Annotated in this window: 22 protein-coding genes, 1 pseudogene and 1 riboswitch; of the genes and pseudogenes, 7 read left to right on the top strand and 16 right to left on the bottom strand. The window is 40.5% G+C overall.

All coding sequences use genetic code 11. The features are described from left to right. Positions 1-10 precede the first annotated feature (10 nt). Positions 11-667, bottom strand: coding sequence for a ribonuclease H family protein (locus IQ19_RS07960; RefSeq protein ID WP_144541713.1), 657 nt, complete (start codon positions 665-667; stop codon positions 11-13). A gap of 188 nt (positions 668-855) precedes the next feature. Between IQ19_RS07960 and IQ19_RS07955 the strand changes: the two are divergent. The 3 genes and pseudogenes from IQ19_RS07955 (at position 856) to IQ19_RS07945 (ending at position 3022) form a co-directional block, all read left to right on the top strand. Next, positions 856-1531: pseudogene (locus IQ19_RS07955) on the top strand (queuosine precursor transporter). 163 nt (positions 1532-1694) lie between these two features. Next, positions 1695-2102, top strand: a complete 408-nt coding sequence (locus tag IQ19_RS07950) for a reverse transcriptase-like protein (protein WP_144541710.1) — start codon at positions 1695-1697, stop codon at positions 2100-2102. Continuing rightward, positions 2102-3022: a DMT family transporter gene (locus IQ19_RS07945; RefSeq protein ID WP_144541708.1), complete on the top strand. Its 921-nt coding sequence runs from the start codon at positions 2102-2104 to the stop codon at positions 3020-3022. The genes IQ19_RS07950 and IQ19_RS07945 overlap by 1 nt, the downstream gene beginning before the upstream one ends. A gap of 44 nt (positions 3023-3066) precedes the next feature. Here IQ19_RS07945 and IQ19_RS07940 read toward each other — a convergent pair whose 3' ends face one another. Together IQ19_RS07940 and IQ19_RS07935 are read right to left on the bottom strand one after the other, a co-directional pair. Next, positions 3067-3330 carry a DUF6123 family protein gene (locus tag IQ19_RS07940; protein WP_144541706.1) on the bottom strand — a complete coding sequence of 88 codons (264 nt, stop codon included), beginning with the start codon at positions 3328-3330 and terminating at the stop codon, positions 3067-3069. Between the two features lie 151 nt (positions 3331-3481). Beyond that, positions 3482-3943, bottom strand: coding sequence for a divergent PAP2 family protein (locus IQ19_RS07935; RefSeq protein WP_144541704.1), 462 nt, complete (start codon positions 3941-3943; stop codon positions 3482-3484). Positions 3944-4173: 230 nt separating this feature from the next. Between IQ19_RS07935 and sspL the strand changes: the two genes are divergently transcribed. Next, on the top strand, positions 4174-4311 hold the full coding sequence (sspL, locus tag IQ19_RS07930; RefSeq protein ID WP_026581140.1) for a small, acid-soluble spore protein L: 138 nt from the start codon (positions 4174-4176) through the stop codon (positions 4309-4311). Between the two features lie 443 nt (positions 4312-4754). On the opposite strand, the gene IQ19_RS07925 is transcribed toward sspL, so the two are convergent. From IQ19_RS07925 to IQ19_RS07875, 13 genes are all read right to left on the bottom strand, one after another. Next, complete coding sequence (locus tag IQ19_RS07925) at positions 4755-5645, bottom strand: 5'-3' exonuclease (RefSeq protein ID WP_144541702.1); 891 nt, start codon at positions 5643-5645, stop codon at positions 4755-4757. A 266-nt stretch (positions 5646-5911) separates the two neighbouring features. Further along, entirely contained in the window at positions 5912-6055 is a 144-nt protein-coding gene (locus IQ19_RS28435) for a hypothetical protein (RefSeq protein ID WP_242020927.1), read from the bottom strand. After that, complete coding sequence (locus IQ19_RS07920) at positions 6037-6513, bottom strand: hypothetical protein (protein WP_242020926.1); 477 nt, start codon at positions 6511-6513, stop codon at positions 6037-6039. Before IQ19_RS07920 ends, IQ19_RS28435 begins: the two co-directional genes overlap by 19 nt. Positions 6514-6603: 90 nt before the next feature. Continuing rightward, positions 6604-7440, bottom strand: coding sequence for a sulfurtransferase (locus IQ19_RS07915; RefSeq protein ID WP_144541700.1), 837 nt, complete (start codon positions 7438-7440; stop codon positions 6604-6606). Then, a complete protein-coding gene (locus tag IQ19_RS07910) occupies positions 7437-7628 on the bottom strand; it encodes a hypothetical protein (RefSeq protein ID WP_144541981.1) in 192 nt (63 codons plus the stop codon). The genes IQ19_RS07915 and IQ19_RS07910 overlap by 4 nt, the downstream gene beginning before the upstream one ends. 32 nt (positions 7629-7660) lie before the next feature. Further along, on the bottom strand, positions 7661-8410 hold the full coding sequence (locus IQ19_RS07905; protein ID WP_144541698.1) for a nucleotidyltransferase domain-containing protein: 750 nt from the start codon (positions 8408-8410) through the stop codon (positions 7661-7663). 25 nt (positions 8411-8435) lie between these two features. Then, on the bottom strand, positions 8436-12101 hold the full coding sequence (locus tag IQ19_RS07900; protein WP_144541696.1) for a dynamin family protein: 3666 nt from the start codon (positions 12099-12101) through the stop codon (positions 8436-8438). A gap of 534 nt (positions 12102-12635) precedes the next feature. Further along, entirely contained in the window at positions 12636-13199 is a 564-nt protein-coding gene (locus IQ19_RS07895) for an isoprenylcysteine carboxyl methyltransferase family protein (protein ID WP_144541694.1), read from the bottom strand. Positions 13200-13203: 4 nt separating this feature from the next. Next, positions 13204-14289: a type III polyketide synthase gene (locus IQ19_RS07890; RefSeq protein WP_144541692.1), complete on the bottom strand. Its 1086-nt coding sequence runs from the start codon at positions 14287-14289 to the stop codon at positions 13204-13206. Between the two features lie 232 nt (positions 14290-14521). Beyond that, positions 14522-15295: an SDR family NAD(P)-dependent oxidoreductase gene (locus IQ19_RS07885; protein ID WP_144541690.1), complete on the bottom strand. Its 774-nt coding sequence runs from the start codon at positions 15293-15295 to the stop codon at positions 14522-14524. Positions 15296-15371: 76 nt separating this feature from the next. Beyond that, complete coding sequence (locus IQ19_RS28050; RefSeq protein WP_199749402.1) at positions 15372-15518, bottom strand: hypothetical protein; 147 nt, start codon at positions 15516-15518, stop codon at positions 15372-15374. A gap of 111 nt (positions 15519-15629) precedes the next feature. Next, the gene (locus IQ19_RS07880) at positions 15630-16940 is read right to left on the bottom strand and encodes a nucleobase:cation symporter-2 family protein (RefSeq protein ID WP_144541689.1); all 1311 of its coding nucleotides are present in this window, start codon (positions 16938-16940) and stop codon (positions 15630-15632) included. Beyond that, entirely contained in the window at positions 16937-17539 is a 603-nt protein-coding gene (locus tag IQ19_RS07875) for a xanthine phosphoribosyltransferase (protein WP_144541686.1), read from the bottom strand. The genes IQ19_RS07880 and IQ19_RS07875 overlap by 4 nt, the downstream gene beginning before the upstream one ends. A gap of 136 nt (positions 17540-17675) precedes the next feature. Next, positions 17676-17777: riboswitch (purine riboswitch) on the bottom strand. Positions 17778-18148: 371 nt separating this feature from the next. On the opposite strand from IQ19_RS07875, the gene IQ19_RS07870 reads away from it, so the two are divergent. From IQ19_RS07870 to IQ19_RS07860, 3 genes are read left to right on the top strand one after another with little or no spacing between them, the layout of a single operon-like run. Beyond that, the gene (locus IQ19_RS07870; RefSeq protein ID WP_144541684.1) at positions 18149-18298 is read left to right on the top strand and encodes a cytochrome c oxidase subunit 2A; all 150 of its coding nucleotides are present in this window, start codon (positions 18149-18151) and stop codon (positions 18296-18298) included. A gap of 23 nt (positions 18299-18321) precedes the next feature. Beyond that, a complete protein-coding gene (locus tag IQ19_RS07865) occupies positions 18322-18798 on the top strand; it encodes a cytochrome c oxidase subunit II (protein WP_144541682.1) in 477 nt (158 codons plus the stop codon). Then, on the top strand, positions 18798-20453 hold the full coding sequence (locus IQ19_RS07860) for a b(o/a)3-type cytochrome-c oxidase subunit 1 (RefSeq protein ID WP_144541681.1): 1656 nt from the start codon (positions 18798-18800) through the stop codon (positions 20451-20453). Before IQ19_RS07865 ends, IQ19_RS07860 begins: the two co-directional genes overlap by 1 nt. The last annotated feature ends 11 nt before the right edge of the window (positions 20454-20464 follow it).

Raw genomic sequence — 20464 nt, 5'->3', positions numbered from 1 at the left:
TTGTTTCCAATTATATGACCTGCATTCTGCTACTAATGAATTTCCCTTCAAGTGCCTGGCCGGCCAACTTATCCGCTTCTTTGTTCTCGTTACGCGGAATGGGTGTATATCTTGGGAGAATTCCAAGCTTTTTAATCTTTTCTTCAATCCGGTCAAGCCAGCGATTAAGGCTTTCTTCATAACATGGCCATTCACCTTCAAGCTGTTTCAGTACCACCTGGGAATCTCCCTTGAACTCACAGCTCATATGATGAACACCCATCTCCTCAAGAAGGTTTACTGTAAAATAAATGGCAGCATATTCTGCTTCGTTATTATTATCCATTTCATCAAAAAGCTCATTTGCCCGTATACGGTATTTCTTTTTGCCCTGTTTAAAGTAAATCACTGCCCCAAGTCCTGCCTGGTTTGTTTCTTTATTGAATCCGCCATCAAAAAATACGGTAATATCATGCGGATCCTCCTCTACTTCCGTTAAAAGCTTCCTCATTTCCTTGGTACTCCATGATGTGCCAATTTCATCATAGTAGATAACGTCTTTCCCCTTGCCGGACCTTTCTATATCCTCTCCTACTTGCAAAGCCGATTCCCCGTCAATCCAGTCTGAAGTAAAATGAACATCTTCATTCCCTTTTAGTTTATATTTCCATTCCACTTTATATTTCATTTTTTTTCAGCCTTTCTGTATTTTTTTAGCCGGTCAGCTTTATTAAAACGGTTTGCAATAGTTGCATTTCTTATTCTTTTCTCATTCTGGTACTAACTGAGTATATTTCAAGGTATAATGATCAATGACAATCAAATAGACACCTGCGGTTCGGAAACTCCCGCATTATCAAAACTAGGAGGTTAACGATGTTCAATGAATGGTTTGGATTATTCTTTGCACTTATCAATTTTATATTAGTTCTATCCATGTACCGCCTTTTTGGAAAAACCGGCTTGTTCGTATGGATTGGTTTTTCAACTGTAATGGCCAATCTTCAAGTAGTTAAAACGGTTGAAATGTTTGGCATGACTGCAACGCTGGGGAACGCCATGTACGGAACCGCTTTTTTTTGTTACGGATATTCTGAATGAAAAGTACGGGAAAGACGAAGCAAAAAAAGCAGTTTGGCTTGGTTTCTTTACACTTTTGGCAATGACCCTCATCATGCAGATGGTACTTTTGTTTAAACCGCATGAAACGGATTTTGCCCATGAAGCTCTTAGCACCATTTTTTCCTTTCTGCCGCGGATCGCTGCAGGAAGCCTGGCTGCCTATTTAGTCAGCCAAATGACTGATGTTTATATCTTTACCTATTTGAAAAAGAAATTTCCAAAAGAAAACCAATTCTGGATTAGGAATAATGGCAGCACTATGATAAGCCAATTATTGGATACGCTAATCTTTACCAGCATTGCTTTCCTTGGCGTATTCCCAATGGAGGATTGGATTCAAATATTCTTCACGACTTATGTCCTTAAATTTTTCATAGCTGTACTTGATACCCCATTTGGATATTTGGCCAAACGGTTTCTGGTAAAATAAGCCTAAATTATTGAAGGATGCCAAAATGGTATCCTTTTTCTGCTATATAAAGGATTTTTATGATAAACTACATTTAGTTTACCCTATTGCAGTATTAAATAAAGTGAAACTCACTCCTTGCCATAACCAGTTACCCCTACATAAAAAACAGGAGGCAGAGCAATTGATTGAAGTATATATTGATGGTGCGAGTGCCGGCAATCCCGGACCAAGCGGTGCAGGCATTTTTATAAAAAATAATGGAGAAGTTGAGCGCTACTCATTTCCTTTAGGTGAAATGGAGAATCATGAAGCAGAATACCGTGCATTTTTAAAGGCCCTGGAAATATGTATTGAAAAGGGCTATAAAATTGTATCCTTCCGTACAGACTCACAGCTTGTAAATCGTGCGGTAGAAAAGGAATTTGTAAAAAATAAAAAATTTGCCCCCCTGCTTGAAGAAGCCTTAAAGCTCACGAGTCAATTTGATTTATTCTTTATGAAATGGGTGCCTAGTTCGGATAATAAAGCAGCTGATGAATTAGCCCGGGCAGCCATCCGCAACATTAAAACGAAAGGGCAAGATAAATAATGAACAGATCTACAATATTCGCGGATATAAGCCTTTTGCTTGTTGCCTTAGTTTGGGGATCCACCTTTGTGCTCGTGCAAAATGCCATAGCATTTTTGGAACCATTCTCCTTTAATGGTGTTCGTTTTTTCCTTGCAGCCCTTCTGCTCGGAGGATGGCTCGTTCTTTTCGAGAAAAAACAGCTGAAGCTTCTAGATAAGAAACTGCTGGCTTCAGGGGTCATTATGGGCCTTTTTTTATTTGTTGGCTACGCTTTCCAGACAGTGGGCCTGCTGTACACTACTTCATCTAAAGCTGGGTTCATTACCGGTTTAAGCGTAGTAATGGTTCCTGTATTTTCTTTCATGCTTTTAAAAATCAAGCCGGGAATTAATGCCGTTACAGGAGTCTCAATTGCAACTGTTGGACTATATCTGCTTACAATGACAGATAAAGTCTCGCTGAATATTGGAGATGCACTCGTATTCATATGTGCTGTCGGTTTTGCACTTCATATTATTTTTACGGGAAAATACAGCAGCAAATATCCTGCCCTTCTGTTGACTGTCATCCAGGTAGCCACTGTAGCTCTGTTGTCGATGATTTTTGCACTTTTCATTGAGAACTGGCATCAGGCATTCCAGCCTGAAATTTTGTTTAAATCTAATGTGCTAGGGGCTCTCATTGTGACATCTCTTTTTGCAACTGCCATCGCTTTCTTTGCACAGACAACTTTTCAAAAATATACAACACCGACAAGGGTTGCCCTCATTTTTGCAATGGAACCCGTTTTTGCAGCTGCAACCGGATTTATATGGGCAAACGAAAGGCTATCTTATAGTGCAGTGATTGGCTGTCTGCTTATTTTTGCAGGCATGATTTTTGCAGAAATCCCTGCCAAGAAAAACTTTTTCATCCTGAAGAAAAAAGCGGCTTCTTAATTGGCAGCAAAACAAAAGGCGTGTTCTCAAGTGGACACGCCTTTTTAGATAATCAATTTTTCTTTTACAAACTTTACAGCTTCACGCCTGCTGCTGATCTCATTTGAAACCAGTGTTTCCAGTAATGATACGTAAAAACTCCCGTCAAATGATTTCTGCACTTTTAACGTTAATTCAATGGCCGCATTTGCAAGCTCATCTGAAGCATTTGTATAATTTTTGCCAAAGTAAATGAAGCCAATTGCGTCTTCTCGTAATTGAAAACCTTTACTTTGCAAAAAATGCAAATATTCTTCAACTGTCTTCACAAACCTTACCCTCTTCCCCTGCTCCCTTTACTTTCTCCTAAATCTTACCTGATTTTTCGACAATTATCTACCTTTTTCTGCAGAATGCAGGCAGGGTTTGTCCATCTTAGGAAAATGGATTGAAGGCGGCTTCACGTTGTGTCGTGTCTATTTATTTTTTCTTTGTAAGAAGATAGCCAAGCGCACCTGTAAGCACTCCCAAAAGAGCTCCTCCTAAAACCTCAGCAGGCTGATGTCCAAGCATCTCCTTTAACTTTTTTGGACCTTCCTCTTCAAATTTTACTGTCTCATCTTTGTGAATCTTATCCACCAGCTCGCCAAGGCTGTTTACCTTTAATGTAAGCTCACCAGTCTGGCGCCTGATTCCCTGTGCATCATACATAACGATCAAACCGTATACAAGTGACAGAGCAAAGTCAACAGTCGGAACTCCGCGCTTTAATGCAATAAAAGTCGTTAAGGAAGAAACACCTGCGGAATGGGAACTCGGCATGCCGCCTGTCTGGAAAAATAAATCCGGACGAAGCTCCCCTTCTTTTACATAATGGATGGGAATCTTCAGCCCCTGTGCCAATCCTATACTTAACAGAGCTATATAAACTCCTTTATTCATTTCAGACTCACCTCTTTTATATTGTGAAGTATGCAGATTGTTATTATTCCTCCAGAAAATGCTGAATAGAGCTTATTTTCATTGTGAAATAAAACCAGCATATTTGAGGAAAAAGCATGCAGCATCAGTTGCTAATTTGTACCCTGCATAGAGATGATTAAAACACAAAGACTTAAACAATAATAAGGTTATCAAAATCGGCAAATGATTATTTAAGGGAGGTGAATCACTTGAGCAAAAATGGACATACAAACAGAGGAAAGAAAGCTCCTGGCGTAAACCCTCAAGGATACGGGCAGGATGCGGAATTTGCAGAAGAGCCGAAGAGCAAGCTGGAGAATGCTGCGAAAAAGAAAAATACAAAATAATGCAGATATAGCCGCCTGTAGAAGGCGGCTTTTTGTTCGGGGCGGCTTTATGGGTCACTCAAATTGTTTTTGCGCGGTTTTGGCTGATTGTGCCGTAAGCCGGGGGTTGTGCGCGGCTTTATTTAGTTTAGGCGTGGGGATTTTGAATTTGCGCGCGGGCACTCGCTTTGCGCGGGGAGTTGGCTGATTTGTGCGCGTAAGCCGGGGGTTTGTGCGCGGCTTTATTTAGTTTAGGCGTGGGGATTTTGAATTTGCGCGCGGGCACTCGTTTTGCGCGCGGCGTTGGCTGATTTGTGCGCGTAAGCCGGGGGTTTGTGCGCGGCTTTGATTAGTTTAAGCGCTGAAGTTTGAGGTTTATTCCTGAACAACGAGTTAACACGCTGCCCCGCCTATATAACATGCATCAAAAACAAAACTCCATGCCGCAGCCTGGAGTTCGCATTTTAAGCATATTCTTTTTTTAGATCAAGAAAGCGGTGAAGGCCGCGGAATTCGATTTCGGTGAATTTTTGGATTACCTTTTCACGGTTCAAAGTAAATTGGGCCAGATCTAGTGGACATTCAACGGGCACATCGCATTTTATTTCTGCAAGCTGCCTGCTTAGGTGGAGCATCTCTAGATCCTGTTCAATTTTGGTGCGCTGCCCTTTTGTCAGCTGCTCCAGGTTTTCAAGGACGCCTTCAATATGCTCATACTGCTGCAGGAGCTTTAATGCGGTTTTTTCACCAATCCCTTTTACACCAGGATAATTATCGCTTGTATCACCCATGAAGGCTTTTAGGTCGATCATCTGCTTTGGTGTAATGCCTTTTTCTTCATAAAAGGTTTCGGTTGTATGAACCAGGTAATTGCCGTAGCCTTTTTGCAATAAAATAACAGAAATATTATTATCCAAAAGCTGCAGGATATCCTGGTCACCAGTCAGAATTAGCACTTCTGCTTCCTGGCTCGCTTTTTTCGCAATAGTTCCAATACAATCATCGGCTTCATATCCCTCTAATCCAATATTGGGAACATCAAAAGCTTCAACAACTTCCTTTACAAGATCAAATTGAGGCACAAGCTCAATCGGAGCCTCAGGACGATTTGCTTTATATCCATCAAACATTTCTGTACGGAAGGTTTTGCTTGCCATATCCCAGCAGACAGCCACATGAGTAGGACTGAAAGATGAAACTGCTGTTAAAAAGTGTTTTACAAAACCGTAGACTCCATTTGTTGGAATTCCTTTTGAATTTATCATAAACTGGCCGGACACGGCGGTGGCAAAATAGGCTCTGAATAAAAGCGCCATCCCGTCTACAAGCAGCAGTGAAGGTTTGTTTTCGTTCATTTCTTCGCCTCCCGGTTATAATCATTAGTGAAACTTTCATCAGAGGGAATGTTTTTTTTCCTCTGATGGTTAGCTGAGGCCCGCACGATGCGGGTCACTCAGACGTTGCCACACGATGTGGCGCCTTCAGTCTGAGTTTCATAATATCGACCATTACGGCCAGTTTGTCTTCCGCAAGAAAAAGGAAGATTACTGGCCGTTAATCTGCGGTAATTACTATTATAACATGGGAAACTCCCGCATTCTCTTGAAAAGTTTTACAGAAATTATTCTGTTTCCCTTATCAATTCAACTCCATGCTCTTCAAGTTCAAAATATGTCGCGATTCTAGCCTTGCGAATATTATCATTCAGCAGATAAGAATAGGCTGTTCCATCTTTAAAGGTAAAAATCAGTTTATCATCTGACATAATGCCCATTCATTTTTGACCGTTTGCCTCGCTTGTTTTATCTCTGACCACTCATAGTGCCTCTCTTCCAAACTGAATAATCGATTAAAGTAAACTCCGTTTTTATCGATGTAATGGTAATAGTCAAAGCTGAGTATTAATGTGGCGAGCGAAGAAAAAAGTCCGATGCCAACTATCAGTTTTCCAAGCTTGCCGAACTTCCCTGCGCTGTTAAGCCAAACCCCTGCAATCATAAAAATCGCTATCGCTACAAGTGCAAAACTAAATGTTAAATAAGCGGATTTAGGCGCTTCAAATACCCAGGTTCCTGATGGCCTATACATATACGCCTGAAATGGAGTCAGAAGGAAAATAGGAAGAAAGATTGCAGAAAGAATAAGAATTATAGCCGTTGTCACCAATATTTGATTAATATCGGTTTTTTGCTTTTTCGTTATGGTATAACCTGAAGTATTCATTTAGGACCTCCAATATCTAAATCTATCAAACCTTTTAAATTATATAATATTTCTTACAGTAAAAAAATCCCTTTTTTAGAAGGGATTTCTCTATTTTTCGACAGTTTCAATTTTATTTTCGTCATACGATATCCAATCACTAAAGCTTCCCGCATATAACTTTACATTGCTGTAGCCGGCTTCCTTTAAAGCAAGGAAATTGGGAGCTGCAGTGACCCCTGATCCGCAATAGACGATCACTGGCTTGTTTTTATCGATTTCTGCAAACCTTATCTCCTGTTCTGCAATTTCTTTAAATCTGCCATTTTCATAAGCCTCAAGCCAAACTTTATTGATTGCCCCTGGAATGTGTCCTGCTTTTTTGTCGATTGGCTCTTCAAGCCCCAAGTAACGTTTCGCTTCTCTGGAATCGATTAATACAGCAGCATCGATGTTTTCTGACAGACTTTTAACCTCTTCATAAGGAGCAAGAATTTCAGGCTGAAGCTCAATGTTAAAATCAGCAGATTCGAAGCTTGGTATTTCATTATTTACGGGATTTTCGCTGCCAACCCATTCTTTATATCCGCCGTTTAAGATATAGACCTCTTCATGTCCCAAATAGCGGAGCAGCCACCAGAACCGTGAAGCAAAAGCTCCTTCCCCTCCATCATAGGCAACAATAGTTGTTTTCCGGCTGATTCCCGCCCTTTCCAGTGCGTGTTTAAGCTGATCCAGCTTTGGCAGTGGATGCCTTCCTCCATGCTTTTTAACCTGGCCAGAAAGATCTTTCTCAAGATCAAAATAGACTGCATTTGGAATATGGTTTAAAGCATACAAGCTGCGTCCTTCATCAGGCGAGCCCAGTTTAAAACGGCAATCCGCGATTCTTACATTTGGATCGTCAAGTTTGTTTAAAAGCCATTCTTTTTCGATTACATACTTCATCCCAGGTTCTCCCCTTTTCTTTTTTCCATCAGCCGGACTACATTTTCCTTTGGAGTCCAGCAGTTAAATTGATAGTCAGGTTTCGTTTCATAGCCAAGCCTGCTGCAAAAATAATACATTCCATCTTTGCGCTTTTGAGTTTGGAAGTTAATACAGGTAGCGCATGCATGAAAAGAATTCTTCTCCATAGCTCTCCTTTTTTCGATTACAGACATTATGCCTATATCCCAAGCAGCTCCCAAAGCCATCCATTCAGGGACGTTATCTGGCTGCTGCCTTTATTCAATTTTTCAGCGGCAGCTATCATTGCCTCTTTTTCTTTCTCCAGTCTGCCAATCATAGTGTCAGCATATTCCCCATTAATAAGCCGTCCATTTTGTTTTTCTTCTGCAAGCTCCCGATAAAAATGCGTGAAATCATTTTCTTCCTTGGTTAGAAAAAGCCCTCTGAAAAGAAAATGGCCATCCAAATGATCAGTAACGAGTATCTGTTTTGCGATTAAAAAAGCTCTCACTGCCAGTATAAGCAATTTCTGCTTTTTCTCTGTGATTGTTTCTTTCTTGGCAGCTTCCTTTAAATTACGGGACAGGAGCTGGCTGTAATGCAGAAATAATTTATATTGTGAAAATTCATCTTCTACTATTCTCTTTAGCTTTACAGAAAATTGTTCCTTGTCCCGGTACATAATGGGTGAATATGCCCATTCGTAAATACTTGGATTGGACTTTTTCATCAGGCCAAATGCTTTGAAAATATCCCAGCCATGCGCATCAAAAGGAATATCTGTGTCGATAACCTCCTTTGCCCGTTCAAGGGAAAGATAAGCCTTTAAGTCTCTGTGTTTGTAAATGAAGCGGATATCATAGTCAGATTCCGTATCATCTGTACCCCAGGCCCTGCTCCCTGCTTCGCATGCAAAAAAGATATCGATATTATATTTTTCTTCTGTAGCACACAGCCATTTTTCCATGAGAAATACAGCAACCTTTCAAATATTATTTCTCGTATTGTGCAATTTCCCTCTCAATTTCTTTCAGTTCTTCAATTGGGAAATCATCTTTTAAAGCAGCGGTAATTCCTTCGTAGTATTCATTGGCCTGCTCAATGAGTGAATCGAGCAGCCGCTCAAATTCTTTCTTCAGCAGGCTGTTGTAATGGAACTTTAACCTTGCACTTTCAGCCTGCAAATAACGCTCAGCCGGTTCCTGCAAGCTATTCTCAAGCTCATCCGCCAACTGCTTCCGCTCATTTTTCTCAAAGAAAGATTTCGGGTTTTTGAAATAGGATAATGCTTTTTTAAACTGTGTATGATCCTCATTTGAAAAAGCAGATTCAAATTCTATTCCGTCCAATGCGGTTGGTTCATATAAACTAAAAGACAAATCGCTGTTCACATTCGCTGCTTTTTTCGAAATGGTCTCCTGCTGCTGCCCGAGAAGCCTGGCAATATAAGTTTCAAGTCTAAGGGTTGTTGCACGGAGCTCCTGGGCAAAATCAAATCCGAAGCTGGCAAGAAAATCATCAAGCGCTGCTTTCAGCATCTTCTTTAAGTTCCGGCCGTCATCCTTTAAAAGTGCCGGGTTGAAAGCCTCCTTAACGAAATCCCCAAAACGCAAAAATACTCTTTGATGAATATAATAAACAAGCTCTTCTGTTTCCTGTTCAAGCCTTTGAGACAGCAATTCAGGTTTTTGTTTGCGTATAAGGCCAGAAATTGTTTTATGCTCTTCTTCCAGCATCTTCAGCTTTAGAACCCTTACGTCTTTGTTTTCCTGGGAAGAAGAAATATAAGACCTTAACTGACCTAACAAACGTTTCCATTCTGTTTCTGCAGATGAAATAGAGATGTTCAGTAAATCTTGATTGATAAACGAATAAAAGCTTTTTTCAAAGGAGCTGATATTGGATGTTTCTTCTTTGCTTTTATCTATTTTTTCTGACAGAGCTTGAAGGCTGGATATCCCAAATAAATGAGGTCGGCGGATACCGTATTGCACCAATTGGTCTTCCACATAATCAAGCACTGACTCTTTTTCTTCCTCGTTATCCGCAAGGTCAATGGCATTGACGATAAAGAACATTTTATCGAGGGCAAAGGTATCTTTCACCCGTCCCAATTGAATAAGAAACTCCCTGTCTGCTTTCGAGAAGGCATGGTTATAATAGGTTACAAAAAGAATAGCATCGGAGTTTTTAATATATTCAAATGCAACGCCTGTATGTCTTGCATTGATGGAATCCGCACCAGGGGTATCAACAAGTGTGATTCCCTGCCTGGTCAATTCGCAATCATAATATACTTCGATCGTTTCCACGAAGCATGATTTTTCCTCATTGGCCACATAATCCTTAAATTCTTCCAGATCAGCTTTAATTGTGTTCCCAAGCAGATCACGGAACAAATTAAATCCACGCAAAAAAGCATTTAGAAAGGCAAAATGCGTCTTTTCATTCGCATCGAAATCCTGGTTGGCACCAGTAATTTTGTTTATAGCTTCAGCTGCTTCGCCAAAACTGCTGGCTGTATATTCAAAGACTCTTAAAGAATGATTTACATCGTTAAAGAGAGATTCGGAATCCTTGACCTTTACAAGAACTGTTCCGTGTGCATTCTCACTGGAAACAGGCTTTATTTTATTGATTGCTGCTGTTGTCGGGTTTGGGGAAACAGGCAGCAGCTTTTCGCCGATTAAAGCATTCGCAAAGGAAGATTTCCCAGCACTGAAGGCTCCGAACAGTGCAACAGTGAATTCTTTGCTCTCAAGCCTTGCTGCTTTTTCGGCCAAGTCTGCGGCAAGCTTCCTGAAGCCTGGCAGATCCTTAACAGCCTGAGCGGTGAAGTTCAGCTTTTCAATAACCGGCTGCACAGAAACGGCAGGTACAGCATCTTCAGCAATGCCCTGTTCTTCATTATGTTTCGGCTCCATTAACTGCTCTTCCTTCTCTTCCTGCCCTTCTTGCAGGAAAACAACTTCAGCTTCTTCAACATGCTCTGCTGTAAGAACTTTGGCTTTCTCTTGAAACTCTTCCTGAGCATACTTTCCTGCCAGGTATGCCTCCATTTGGCTTGCTGCTGTTTGGATTTTTTTACTAATTAAATTTAACGCATTTAATGCTTCGGAATAAGTTTCCAGTTGCAGCAGGTCATTTTCAAGCTTTACTTGCTCATGACTGATTTTATCCTTTAAGGCAGCCAGCAGCGCTTCTTTTAAAACGGCTGCATTGTTCTTGGCTACTCTTTTAACAGCTTCGGCCGTATCATTGGTATACTGCAAAACATAATCGCCTGAAACCATAGCGCCAGTCTTCACCGTTTCAGCTAAAAGAGCAGGCTTAAAGTGCATTCTGAATCCCTGGGCTTGTGCCAATAATCCAGGATCGTGAATATCATGTTTTTTGAATTGCTGCAGAAACAGCTCCTTTAAATGCCATTCCAATTGAGACTTAACTTTTTCGGAAAAGTCCTGATAAAAACGTTCAAGTCTTGCCTGCCTTTCCTGCTCTGTTTTCTGTTTGGTGAAAAAAAGGCCGACTTTAAACTCAGGCTGGCGGGACTCTAGGTAGGACTCAGCCAGTTCTCTAGTCTGGAAAGGCATTAGATATGCGTTTTTCAGTATTTCATCGATTTTGTCGCTAACCTCAATATCCGCTGTATCTATGGAAGTTTTCAGCTTCTTTAATTCAGTTTCTATAGTTGCCAATTTAATGGGAAGCTGGTCCCGTTCCTGCTGGTCAAGTTCCGCCAGTTTTTTCTCCCATTTCTCCCTTTCCGCTGCATTTGATTCATTCAGAAATTTAAGATGGTCCCCTGCAAGCTTCTTCAGGGAATTGAAGACGGAAGCAGGCAGGAGTTCTTCACGGTTAGCAATACTCTCATTAATAAAATGCTGAAGTGTGTAAAACTCATTTTCTTTATGATTTTCATCTTTTAAAGAAGTATAGAAAATCCGCGCAGGCTTCACTCCCCAGGAAGCAAATGAGTCTCTTACACTTTCTTTGAAGTGCTCAAAGCTTAGTTCCTCATCCCGGTGCTTATCTATTTGATTGATGACAAGATAAACTTCCTTGCCTGCAGCCGTCAGTTCTTTTGTAAAAAGGAAATTCAATTCGGACTGGACATGATTATAATCCATTACATAAAAAACAAGATCAGCCAAATGCAAAGCAGACTCTGTAGCAATTCTATGAGCATCATCCGTTGAATCGATTCCCGGTGTATCCATAATGACTGCCTTTTTTGGCAAACTTGTTTTGGAATGGCTGATCTCAATGGATTGGATCAAATCGCCATCCTTGCAATAAGACTTTACTTGCCCGTAATCATATGGTGCAGGATACAGTCTTGGCTTCCCTTCCTTAAATATAACTTTTGCGTAATCCTCTTCACCAGATTTAACTTTAACCAGATTAGCACTGGTTGGAATCGGTGATGACGGCAGGAGGTCCTCTCCCGCGAGTTTGTTAATCATGCTTGATTTACCCGCTGAAAAATGCCCGCAAAAGGAAATGGCGAATTCCTGGTCTTTTAGCTTTAACGCCAGATCTTTTGCCCTTTCAGCCGTCTGCCCATCCTGATTTTCCTTGGCATATGTATGTATAGCGGTAATTTTGTTCAATAATTCAGTTTGTTGTAATCCTGGTTGCATTGCCGTTTTAGCCATTTACATTTATCCCCTTGTAACTTCAATTTACTACCTATTTTAAATGATTTTCGTGCGTTTTCCTATACGGGAGTCCTTATTCATTGATTTTTCTAATAATCTTGTTAAAAATCCGCTTATCATAATAAGGTTATCATTTTCTTCGCAAATATTAGCAGCTTATTCGTTAATTCCCCTATAATGTTCGACAATTGACTATGTTTGTTCGCTAAATTACTAATTTTATTAGCTAGTTTCCACTGTTTATTCGTTAAGTTCACACATTTTCAAAAATATGGAAATTGATAACAAAACAAAAACCAGGCACCCGCCTGGTTCCAAACAATTCAATAATATTTATCTTGTGTGTGGTTTTGCAACGTTATTTAAGACATGTTTCATAACTAGTGAGTACGCTGCGATTGTACCGGCAACGAAAACGATTGTCATATGTAGCAACACCTTTCCTATTGGAATGATATTGAGAATAATTTTCAACTTCAATTAGAAGTTTATCACGAACGATAATCATTTTCAATAGGGTTCATATAATTGTCAAATTTTTTTAATATCTTTATCAGGTTCTGGCCTGATCCTCAAAAATGCGTCTTCGTATTCGGTTAGTTCCTTAAGTGCTTTTTCTTCAGCCGGTATTCTGATGGACAGGATCAATAAATTCAGCAATGTAAAGACAATCGCTGTAATATAAGCCTGAAACATTAAGGGAATCACCACAAATTCCGCTGATACAATCGCATAATTAGGATGCTTTATAAATTGATACGGTCCCCTTCTTACGACATTTGCACCTGGCAGGACAATAATTTTTGTATTCCAAAATCGCCCAAGAGAAAACAGAGCCCACATTCTGCCCGTCTGAGTGATGACAAATAAAAAGAGAAGTATTGGCCATAAACGCGACAGGCCTTTTTCAAAAAATAATACTTCAAAGATATAGCTGACAAAAAAGAGGACATGCATCAATACAATCCACGGATAATGCTGTTGGCCAAATTCAAGCGCTCCACGCTCTTTCATCCATCTTTCATTTTTTTTTGCAACCACAAGTTCAAATGCACGCTGTAAAATGATTATCGTAATAAATAAGAAAAATAACATGTTTTCACTCCCACTCCAAAAGCAACAATTCCGAACTGAATCCCGGACCGAGTGCGGTTGCAAGCCCCATTTCACCTTGCTGGCCGAATTCCATAAATCTTTTCAGAACATACAGGATAGTCGCTGATGACATATTCCCATATTCTTTTAAAACTTCAAGTGATATTTTCGTCATCGCCGGATCGAACTGCAGGGCACTTTGATAGGCTCCGATGACCTTTTTTCCGCCGGGATGGGCAACAAAATGGCTTACTTCCTCCATTTTTATTCCCTCCTTTTGCAAAAATTCCGATACATTCGGTTTTAGCCAGCTTTCTATAATAGCAGGGATGTCCTTTGAAAAAACGACATATAAGCCTTCATCCTTCACTTCCCAGCCCATCACATCCAAAGAATCACGCATCGTTGTTGATTGAGTCGCCAATATACGGGGAATGGCCGCCTGCTTCTGAAAATCTTCCATTTTAACATCATCGCCTGTTACAAGTGCACATGCTACTCCATCCGCAAAAAGGGATGTGCCGATTAAATTACTTTTTGATCGGTCGTTGCGCTGGAATGTCAAACTGCATAATTCAATCGATAAAACCAAAACCTTTGCCTTAGGGAAAGCAAGGCAATATTCATAAGCTCTCGAAAGACCTGAAGCGCCGCCCGCACAGCCTAAACCCCAAATTGGAATTCGCTTTGTGTGTTCCGAAAAGGGGAGCTTATTCATGATTCTTGCTTCAATACTTGGTGTGGCGATGCCTGAACTTGAAATCGTAAAGATCGCGTCAATCTCTGTATAAGGAATATGTTTCTTAAGAAACGTTTCGCTATTTAAACAATTCTTGATAGCTTTTGTACCTAACTCAATAGCTTGGTCAATATAAGCATTATTTCTTTCTTCAAACGATTTGTCTGCCTTAAACCATTCCAGATCCTTTGCAAAATGGCGTTTTTCAATTTGTCCGTTATGGAAAGCTTTTAAAAGCCGTTCTATATCCTTAAAGGATTCTGAAAATAAATCTCTGGCAAAATCCATTACCTTTTCCTGCCTTAGCACATGTGCAGGTACAGCTTCTGCAACTGATACGATCGCTGGCATACATGACTCTCCTTCTCAGGCTTTCTCTTAATATTTCCAAATAAATGCAGATTATGCTTAACCTGTTATGTATGTAACCTAACAGACTCTATTTGAAACTGGATAAAATAAAAAAAGCTCCCTCCGGATTGGAGGAAGCAATATGTTTTGAAGGAGTTGTTGTGCATCTTTATTATATATGAACACTCGAATTGATAGCATTACTAAATCTTTTCCAATTTAAAGTATGTGTTTAGAATCCGTGTATGGTCATACCGCCATCCACAAATAGGGTTTGGCCAGTGACATAGCTTCCGGCAGAGGAAGAGAGGAAGACCGCAGGACCAACCAGTTCTTCCAGCTCTCCTACCCTTTTTAGAGGAGTAACAGCCAGGATATCTTTTATGTATTCTTGATCAGCCAATAATTTTTCAGTCAGCGGGGTCTTAAAATACCATGGCCCGATGGCATTAACATTGATATTATAGGCGCCCCATTCCATGGCGAGGACTTTAGTCATTTGGATTAAAGCCGCTTTGGTTGCCGCATAAACGACTCCAGTTCTTAATGCTACATGTCCGGCAACAGACGCAATCGTAATGATTCTGCCAGGTGTATTCTTTTCCTTCATAACCTTTGCGGTTTCCTGTGACATCATAAACGCTGATTTAAGATTAGTATCCATAATGGTTTGCCACTCTTCATCCGTAACTTCCAATGCCTTTGAACGGATATTCATACCTGCATTATTTATTAAGATATTAATTTCATTCCATTCGGCAGCCACCTTTTGAACCGCATTATGTACATCTTCCCTTTTTGTTACATCCGTTTGGATTACTAAAGACCTTCTGCCCATACTTTGTATAATTCCTGCAGTCTCCTCTAAGTCAGAGACCGTTCTGGATAATAGAGCAACATCTGCTCCTGCTTCTGCCAGACCAATGGCCAAAGCTCTCCCAATTCCTCTTCCTGCGCCTGTAACAATGGCTTTTTGGCCATCCAGGCGAAATGTCGGTAAATACATATTTTATCCATCCTTTGTCTGAAAATTAATTTTATTTTAGCATAATAAATCCTTTTCACAAAAAAATGGCATCGGATTATTCCGATGCCCCAAAATGATTTTGATTTTTTTGATGTTTTTGAACTTCGATATAAATCCTCTTCGTAACAAGCAATCCGCATGCCTCACAAATTTCTTCTTCATTATATAAAAGCCGGCAATGGTCGCAATAATATTTTTCCATTCCTATCCACTCGCTTTCCTGTGAAGAGCAACAGCGTCGGGAATGTTGAAAAATATCCCGATAGAATATTATATTGATTGCCGGTTTTATTGTGAATACAATTGCGATGAATTAAGAAGCTTTCTGCTCAATAAAAGTATCTGGCTGAACCTGCTTATTTCCTTTAAAAACATTAAATACAAGATTTAAAATAATGGCCGTCATGCTTCCTGCCACAATCCCGTTATCCGTCAATATTCTAATGCTGGAAGGCATCTGGGCAAATAATTCGGGAACAGCAGTTACTCCCAATCCCATTCCGACAGAGCAGGCAATGATTAGTAGATTCTCCTGAGATGAAAACTCCACTTTGCTTAGCATTTTAATTCCATAGGCAACAACCATTCCGAACATGGCAACCATCGCCCCTCCAAGCACAGGTGTTGGAATAATTGTAGTTAATGCTCCAATTTTCGGCACCAGTCCTAGCAGTACAAGGAATGCACCTGCTGTATAAATGACATTTTTTGTTTTTACCCCTGACAGCTGAAGGAGTCCGACATTTTGTGAATACGTAGTATAAGGAAATGCATTAAAGACAGCTCCAAAGATAATGGCAAGCCCTTCAGCACGATAGCCATTTGAAAGGTCCTTTTCCTCAAGTTTCTCATCGCAAATGTCACCGAGCGCAAAGTAAACTCCCGTCGATTCTACTAAACTAACCATTGCAACCAGAACCATTGTCAGAATGGCAGTCACTTCAAAAGTAGGCAAGCCAAAATAGAATGGAGCCGGCATATGGAACCAGGAAGCCTCTCCAACTGCTGAAAAATTCACCATTCCCATAAAATAAGCAACAACTGTTCCTGCAGCCAATCCTAGTAAAATGGCAATGGCACGAATAAACCCTTTAAAGAAACGGAACAGTACAATAATGAACAGCAATGTTCCAAATGCTAGTGCAATATTTGGCAGAGAACCAAAGTCTGGGCTTCCCTGGCCCCCAGCCATATTATTCATTGCTACGGGGATTAACGTAATTCCAATAATCGTTACCACAGACCCGGTAACAACTGGCGGAAAAAATCTGACAAGCTTTCCAAAATACTTTGAAATAGCTACAACAAAAATTCCTGAGACGAGAATGGAGCCATAGATGGCAGATATTCCGTATTGGCCTCCAATGGCGATCATAGGTCCTACAGCTGTGAAGGTACATCCCAGGACAACTGGAAGGCCAATTCCAAAGAATTTATTGCGCCAAACTTGAAGGAGGGTTGCAATCCCGCACATGAAAATATCAATTGAAACTAAATAGGTAAGCTGTTCTCCTGTTAAGCCGAGGGCTCCCCCTACTATTAGCGGTACAATAACCGCTCCCGCGTACATAGCCAGCACATGCTGAATACCGAGTGAAGCAATTTTGATCGGATTCTGGTTCATCGCGCTAGTTCCTCCATTTTCTCTGATGAATTTTCAAAGCTGACCATACCGTTCTCAAGCGAGTCAAGAATTGCTAATGACTCTACTCTGTAGCCCTGTTCCCGAAGCAGACGGCCGCCATCCTGAAACCCTTTTTCTATAACAATCCCAATTCCTGCAATCGAAGCATTTGCTTTCTTTGCTATTTCTGCGAGTCCAAGTGCAGCTTGTCCGTTAGCAAGAAAATCATCAATGATTAACACTTTATCCTTTTCATCAAGATACTTCTTCGACACAGAAATTTCACTGGTTTCTTGCTTTGTAAAAGAATAGACAGAAGCTGTAATCAGATCATTTACGAGTGTCAAAGATTTTCTTTTTCGGGCAAAAACAACCGGAACTTTCAATTGAAGCCCCGTCATAACAGCAGGGGCAATTCCGGAAGATTCAATGGTCAATATCCTTGTAATTCCGCTATCAGCAAATCGTTCAGCAAATTCTTTTCCAACCTCTTGCATAAGCTGCGGATCTATCTGGTGGTTTAGGAAGGAGTCTACCTTCAGTACTGACGATGATAGAACAATCCCTTCGTTTTTTATTTTTTCAATAAGCAGTTCCATTTTCTTCCCCCTCTGTAAATAAGAGCCTTAAAACACAAAAAGCCCAAAGGCCATGCATTCACAACATAAAAATGAGTGAAGCAATGGCCTACAGGCTAATAAAACTAAGCTGCAGGCAATTAGAGGGTGGAATCCGCCCCGTACATTGCTCACCCATAGTCGGATCATTTACGGTAACCCGGTAGAAACTTGCAGGCCATATTCCTGCGATTATATGAGTGAATGTTATTAATTTATAAACATTATAACATCATTCATCATTTTTTCAACCCAAAAACAAGCTAAAAAACGAACTTAATTAAATCTATCACATAAATTGTTCGCTATTTGATCATTTTATTCATTCTGTGTTGGTTCATCGTTATCATTTGCAAAGTATTATCCTCCTGCAGAAGACCTATGTTAACCTTCACATTTTCTTCACATTTTTAGCTTGGTTTTTGTGACATATATCACTGTAGAATCAATTTTTCACTATTACCATAGTAATTAAGTAACGAATGAACAATTTGTGAACTCACGGAAAGCATCTAGAATCTTCCTAAATGTCTTGTATTATGAAAATGTAATCATTTACTTTTTCCAATTTTTCGAAGGGAGTGAAAGAAAATGGCGAAAACGGAACTCAGCCGCAAAACAAAAACTGAAATAGAGGATAGCTCTTCCTTAAAGGGAACGTTAGCTTCCGTTTTCTTATTAGGATTCTTCCTAGTAATTACATGGATAGGCGTTTACTTATTATTTGTCAGTCGCTTTTAAAAGATAGAAAGGGGAAAAAAGCCATGCATATGCATAAGTTTGAAAAAGCCTGGCTCATCTTTGGAATCGGATCACTTCTGGTTTTTTTAACAGTGTTGGGTGTCAGCGCATTTTATCTTGGGAACCAGCCGCCAAGCTGTTTAGCAACAATTGACCCTGAAAAGGTTGATACTACCGCTCCATTCAATGAGCCTGGATTGAAAAAAGTCGAGGGTAAAGATTGGGATTATGAATTGGTTTTTGTAGCATCCGCATTTTCCTATAGCCCTGCTTCCGTAGAGGTTCCTTATGGAGCAAAAGTTAAAATTATTGCTACAACAAAAGACGTTGTCCATGGATTCGAAGTAGCGGGCTCAAATATCAATATGATGCTAGAACCTGGATATATCAGTGAACATATAACAACATTTGATAAAACAGGTGAATACTTAATTGTTTGTAATGAATATTGCGGTGTTGGTCACCATATGATGTCGTCTAAAATTAAGGTGGTGAAATAATGTTTAATCCAGCAGCTAATCTAAAAGTAGACCGCCGTGACGGCAAATTGGCAATGGCTCACTTTTATGTAGCCTTTACTGCTTTGGCAATAGGAGGCCTGGCAGGTTTATTGCAGACTCTCGTTCGTTCTGGAAAATTCGAACTTCCTGCAGGAATCGGCTATTACCAGATTCTTACGGTTCACGGTGTTGTATTAGGACTTGTACTTACTACTTTCTTTATTATGGGCTTCCAGCTCGCTGCAACAAGCAAAACATCAGGCACCTTTACGAAAAAGCAGCGCATAACAGGATGGGTCGGCTTTTGGCTGATGACAGCAGGAACTGTTCTTGCTGCAACCATGATTCTCTTAAATGAAGCAACTGTGCTATATACCTTCTATGCTCCGCTTCAGGCACATGCATTGTATTACATTGGCCTGACACTGGTGATTGTGGGAAGCTGGGTTGATGGCGCGGCCATTATCATGAAATACGCTGAATGGAGAAGAAAAAATCCAGGCCAGCCGAGCCCTCTCCTAACATTTATGTCACTTGTTAACACAATGATGTGGATAGTCGCAACAATTGGTGTTGCATCAACTGTTCTATTCCAATTGCTTCCTTGGTCATTGGGCATTGTTGAAACCGTTAATATTGGAGTCAGCCGGACATTATTCTGGTACTTCGGACATCCGCTTGTATATTTCTGGCTATTGCCTGCCTATATGGCCTGGTATGTTGTTATCCCAAAAGTCATCGGCGGAAAGATTTTCTCTGATTCATTGGCACGCATGTCCTTTATTTTATTCCTGCTTTTCTCTATCCCGGTTGGTTTTCACCATCAATTAATGGAACCAGGAATCGATCCGGCATGGAAGTTTTTACAAGTTATTTTGACATTCCTTGTTGTTATTCCGTCTCTTATGACTGCCTTTTCCCTATTTGCAACGTTTGAAAGTTTTGGACGTGCAAAAGGTGCAACAGGATTATTTGGCTGGCTGAAGAAATTGCCCTGGGGTGATGCACGCTTTGTCGTTCCATTCATCGGAATGGTAACATTTATTCCTGCTGGTGCCGGCGGTATCGTTAATGCCTCCCACCAGATGAACCAGGTAGTCCATAATACGATCTGGGTTACAGGACACTTTCATTTAACTGTGGCAACATCCGTCGTACTAACATTCTTTGGAGTTTCCTATTGGCTTATACCGCATTTGACTGGCCGCAAACTAACAAAAGCTATGAATAAATTAGGCATCATCCAGGCTGTCATTTGGTCCATTGGCATGACTTTCATGTCAGGTGCCATGCATGCTGCCGGATTGCTTGGGGCTCCACGACGTTCATCTTACTCCGAGTATGGCGGAGCAGCACAGGCCGCAGAATGGATTCCATATCAAGTTGCCCAGGCGATTGGCGGTTCCATCCTGTTCCTTGGCATCATCTTAATGCTTTACATCTTTATCAATCTAGCTTTCTTTGCACCTAAAGGAGAACAGGAATTTCCTGTCGGTGAAGCGGCAGATGAGGCTGAAAAAGCTCCAATGGTATTTGAAAACTGGAAACTATGGCTTGGAATTACGTTTGTACTGATTCTGTTTGCTTACACCATTCCATTTATTGACTTAATTCAAAACGCTCCTCCAGGGGCTAAAGGATATAAGCTCTGGTAAATAGGCAAGAC

Origin of the sequence: Cytobacillus oceanisediminis, from assembly GCF_007830235.1 — a bacterium.
In the GTDB taxonomy this organism is placed as follows: domain Bacteria; phylum Bacillota; class Bacilli; order Bacillales; family Cytobacillaceae; genus Cytobacillus; species Cytobacillus oceanisediminis.
This window is presented reverse-complemented; position numbering and strand designations above follow the sequence as displayed.

What these genes read in the sequence shown, in the direction of transcription:
- IQ19_RS07960 (WP_144541713.1), bottom strand. Translation starts at nt 667, where the DNA reads ATGAAATATAAAGTGGAATGGAAATATAAACTAAAAGGGAATGAAGAT.
- IQ19_RS07945 (WP_144541708.1), top strand. Translation starts at nt 2,102, where the DNA reads ATGAACAGATCTACAATATTCGCGGATATAAGCCTTTTGCTTGTTGCC.
- IQ19_RS07935 (WP_144541704.1), bottom strand. Translation starts at nt 3,943, where the DNA reads ATGAATAAAGGAGTTTATATAGCTCTGTTAAGTATAGGATTGGCACAG.
- IQ19_RS07925 (WP_144541702.1), bottom strand. Translation starts at nt 5,645, where the DNA reads ATGAACGAAAACAAACCTTCACTGCTGCTTGTAGACGGGATGGCGCTT.
- IQ19_RS28435 (WP_242020927.1), bottom strand. Translation starts at nt 6,055, where the DNA reads ATGTCAGATGATAAACTGATTTTTACCTTTAAAGATGGAACAGCCTAT.
- IQ19_RS07920 (WP_242020926.1), bottom strand. Translation starts at nt 6,513, where the DNA reads ATGAATACTTCAGGTTATACCATAACGAAAAAGCAAAAAACCGATATT.
- IQ19_RS07915 (WP_144541700.1), bottom strand. Translation starts at nt 7,440, where the DNA reads ATGAAGTATGTAATCGAAAAAGAATGGCTTTTAAACAAACTTGACGAT.
- IQ19_RS07910 (WP_144541981.1), bottom strand. Translation starts at nt 7,628, where the DNA reads ATGGAGAAGAATTCTTTTCATGCATGCGCTACCTGTATTAACTTCCAA.
- IQ19_RS07905 (WP_144541698.1), bottom strand. Translation starts at nt 8,410, where the DNA reads ATGGAAAAATGGCTGTGTGCTACAGAAGAAAAATATAATATCGATATC.
- IQ19_RS07900 (WP_144541696.1), bottom strand. Translation starts at nt 12,101, where the DNA reads ATGGCTAAAACGGCAATGCAACCAGGATTACAACAAACTGAATTATTG.
- IQ19_RS07895 (WP_144541694.1), bottom strand. Translation starts at nt 13,199, where the DNA reads ATGTTATTTTTCTTATTTATTACGATAATCATTTTACAGCGTGCATTT.
- IQ19_RS07890 (WP_144541692.1), bottom strand. Translation starts at nt 14,289, where the DNA reads ATGCCAGCGATCGTATCAGTTGCAGAAGCTGTACCTGCACATGTGCTA.
- IQ19_RS07885 (WP_144541690.1), bottom strand. Translation starts at nt 15,295, where the DNA reads ATGTATTTACCGACATTTCGCCTGGATGGCCAAAAAGCCATTGTTACA.
- IQ19_RS28050 (WP_199749402.1), bottom strand. Translation starts at nt 15,518, where the DNA reads ATGGAAAAATATTATTGCGACCATTGCCGGCTTTTATATAATGAAGAA.
- IQ19_RS07880 (WP_144541689.1), bottom strand. Translation starts at nt 16,940, where the DNA reads ATGAACCAGAATCCGATCAAAATTGCTTCACTCGGTATTCAGCATGTG.
- IQ19_RS07875 (WP_144541686.1), bottom strand. Translation starts at nt 17,539, where the DNA reads ATGGAACTGCTTATTGAAAAAATAAAAAACGAAGGGATTGTTCTATCA.
- IQ19_RS07870 (WP_144541684.1), top strand. Translation starts at nt 18,149, where the DNA reads ATGGCGAAAACGGAACTCAGCCGCAAAACAAAAACTGAAATAGAGGAT.
- IQ19_RS07865 (WP_144541682.1), top strand. Translation starts at nt 18,322, where the DNA reads ATGCATATGCATAAGTTTGAAAAAGCCTGGCTCATCTTTGGAATCGGA.
- IQ19_RS07860 (WP_144541681.1), top strand. Translation starts at nt 18,798, where the DNA reads ATGTTTAATCCAGCAGCTAATCTAAAAGTAGACCGCCGTGACGGCAAA.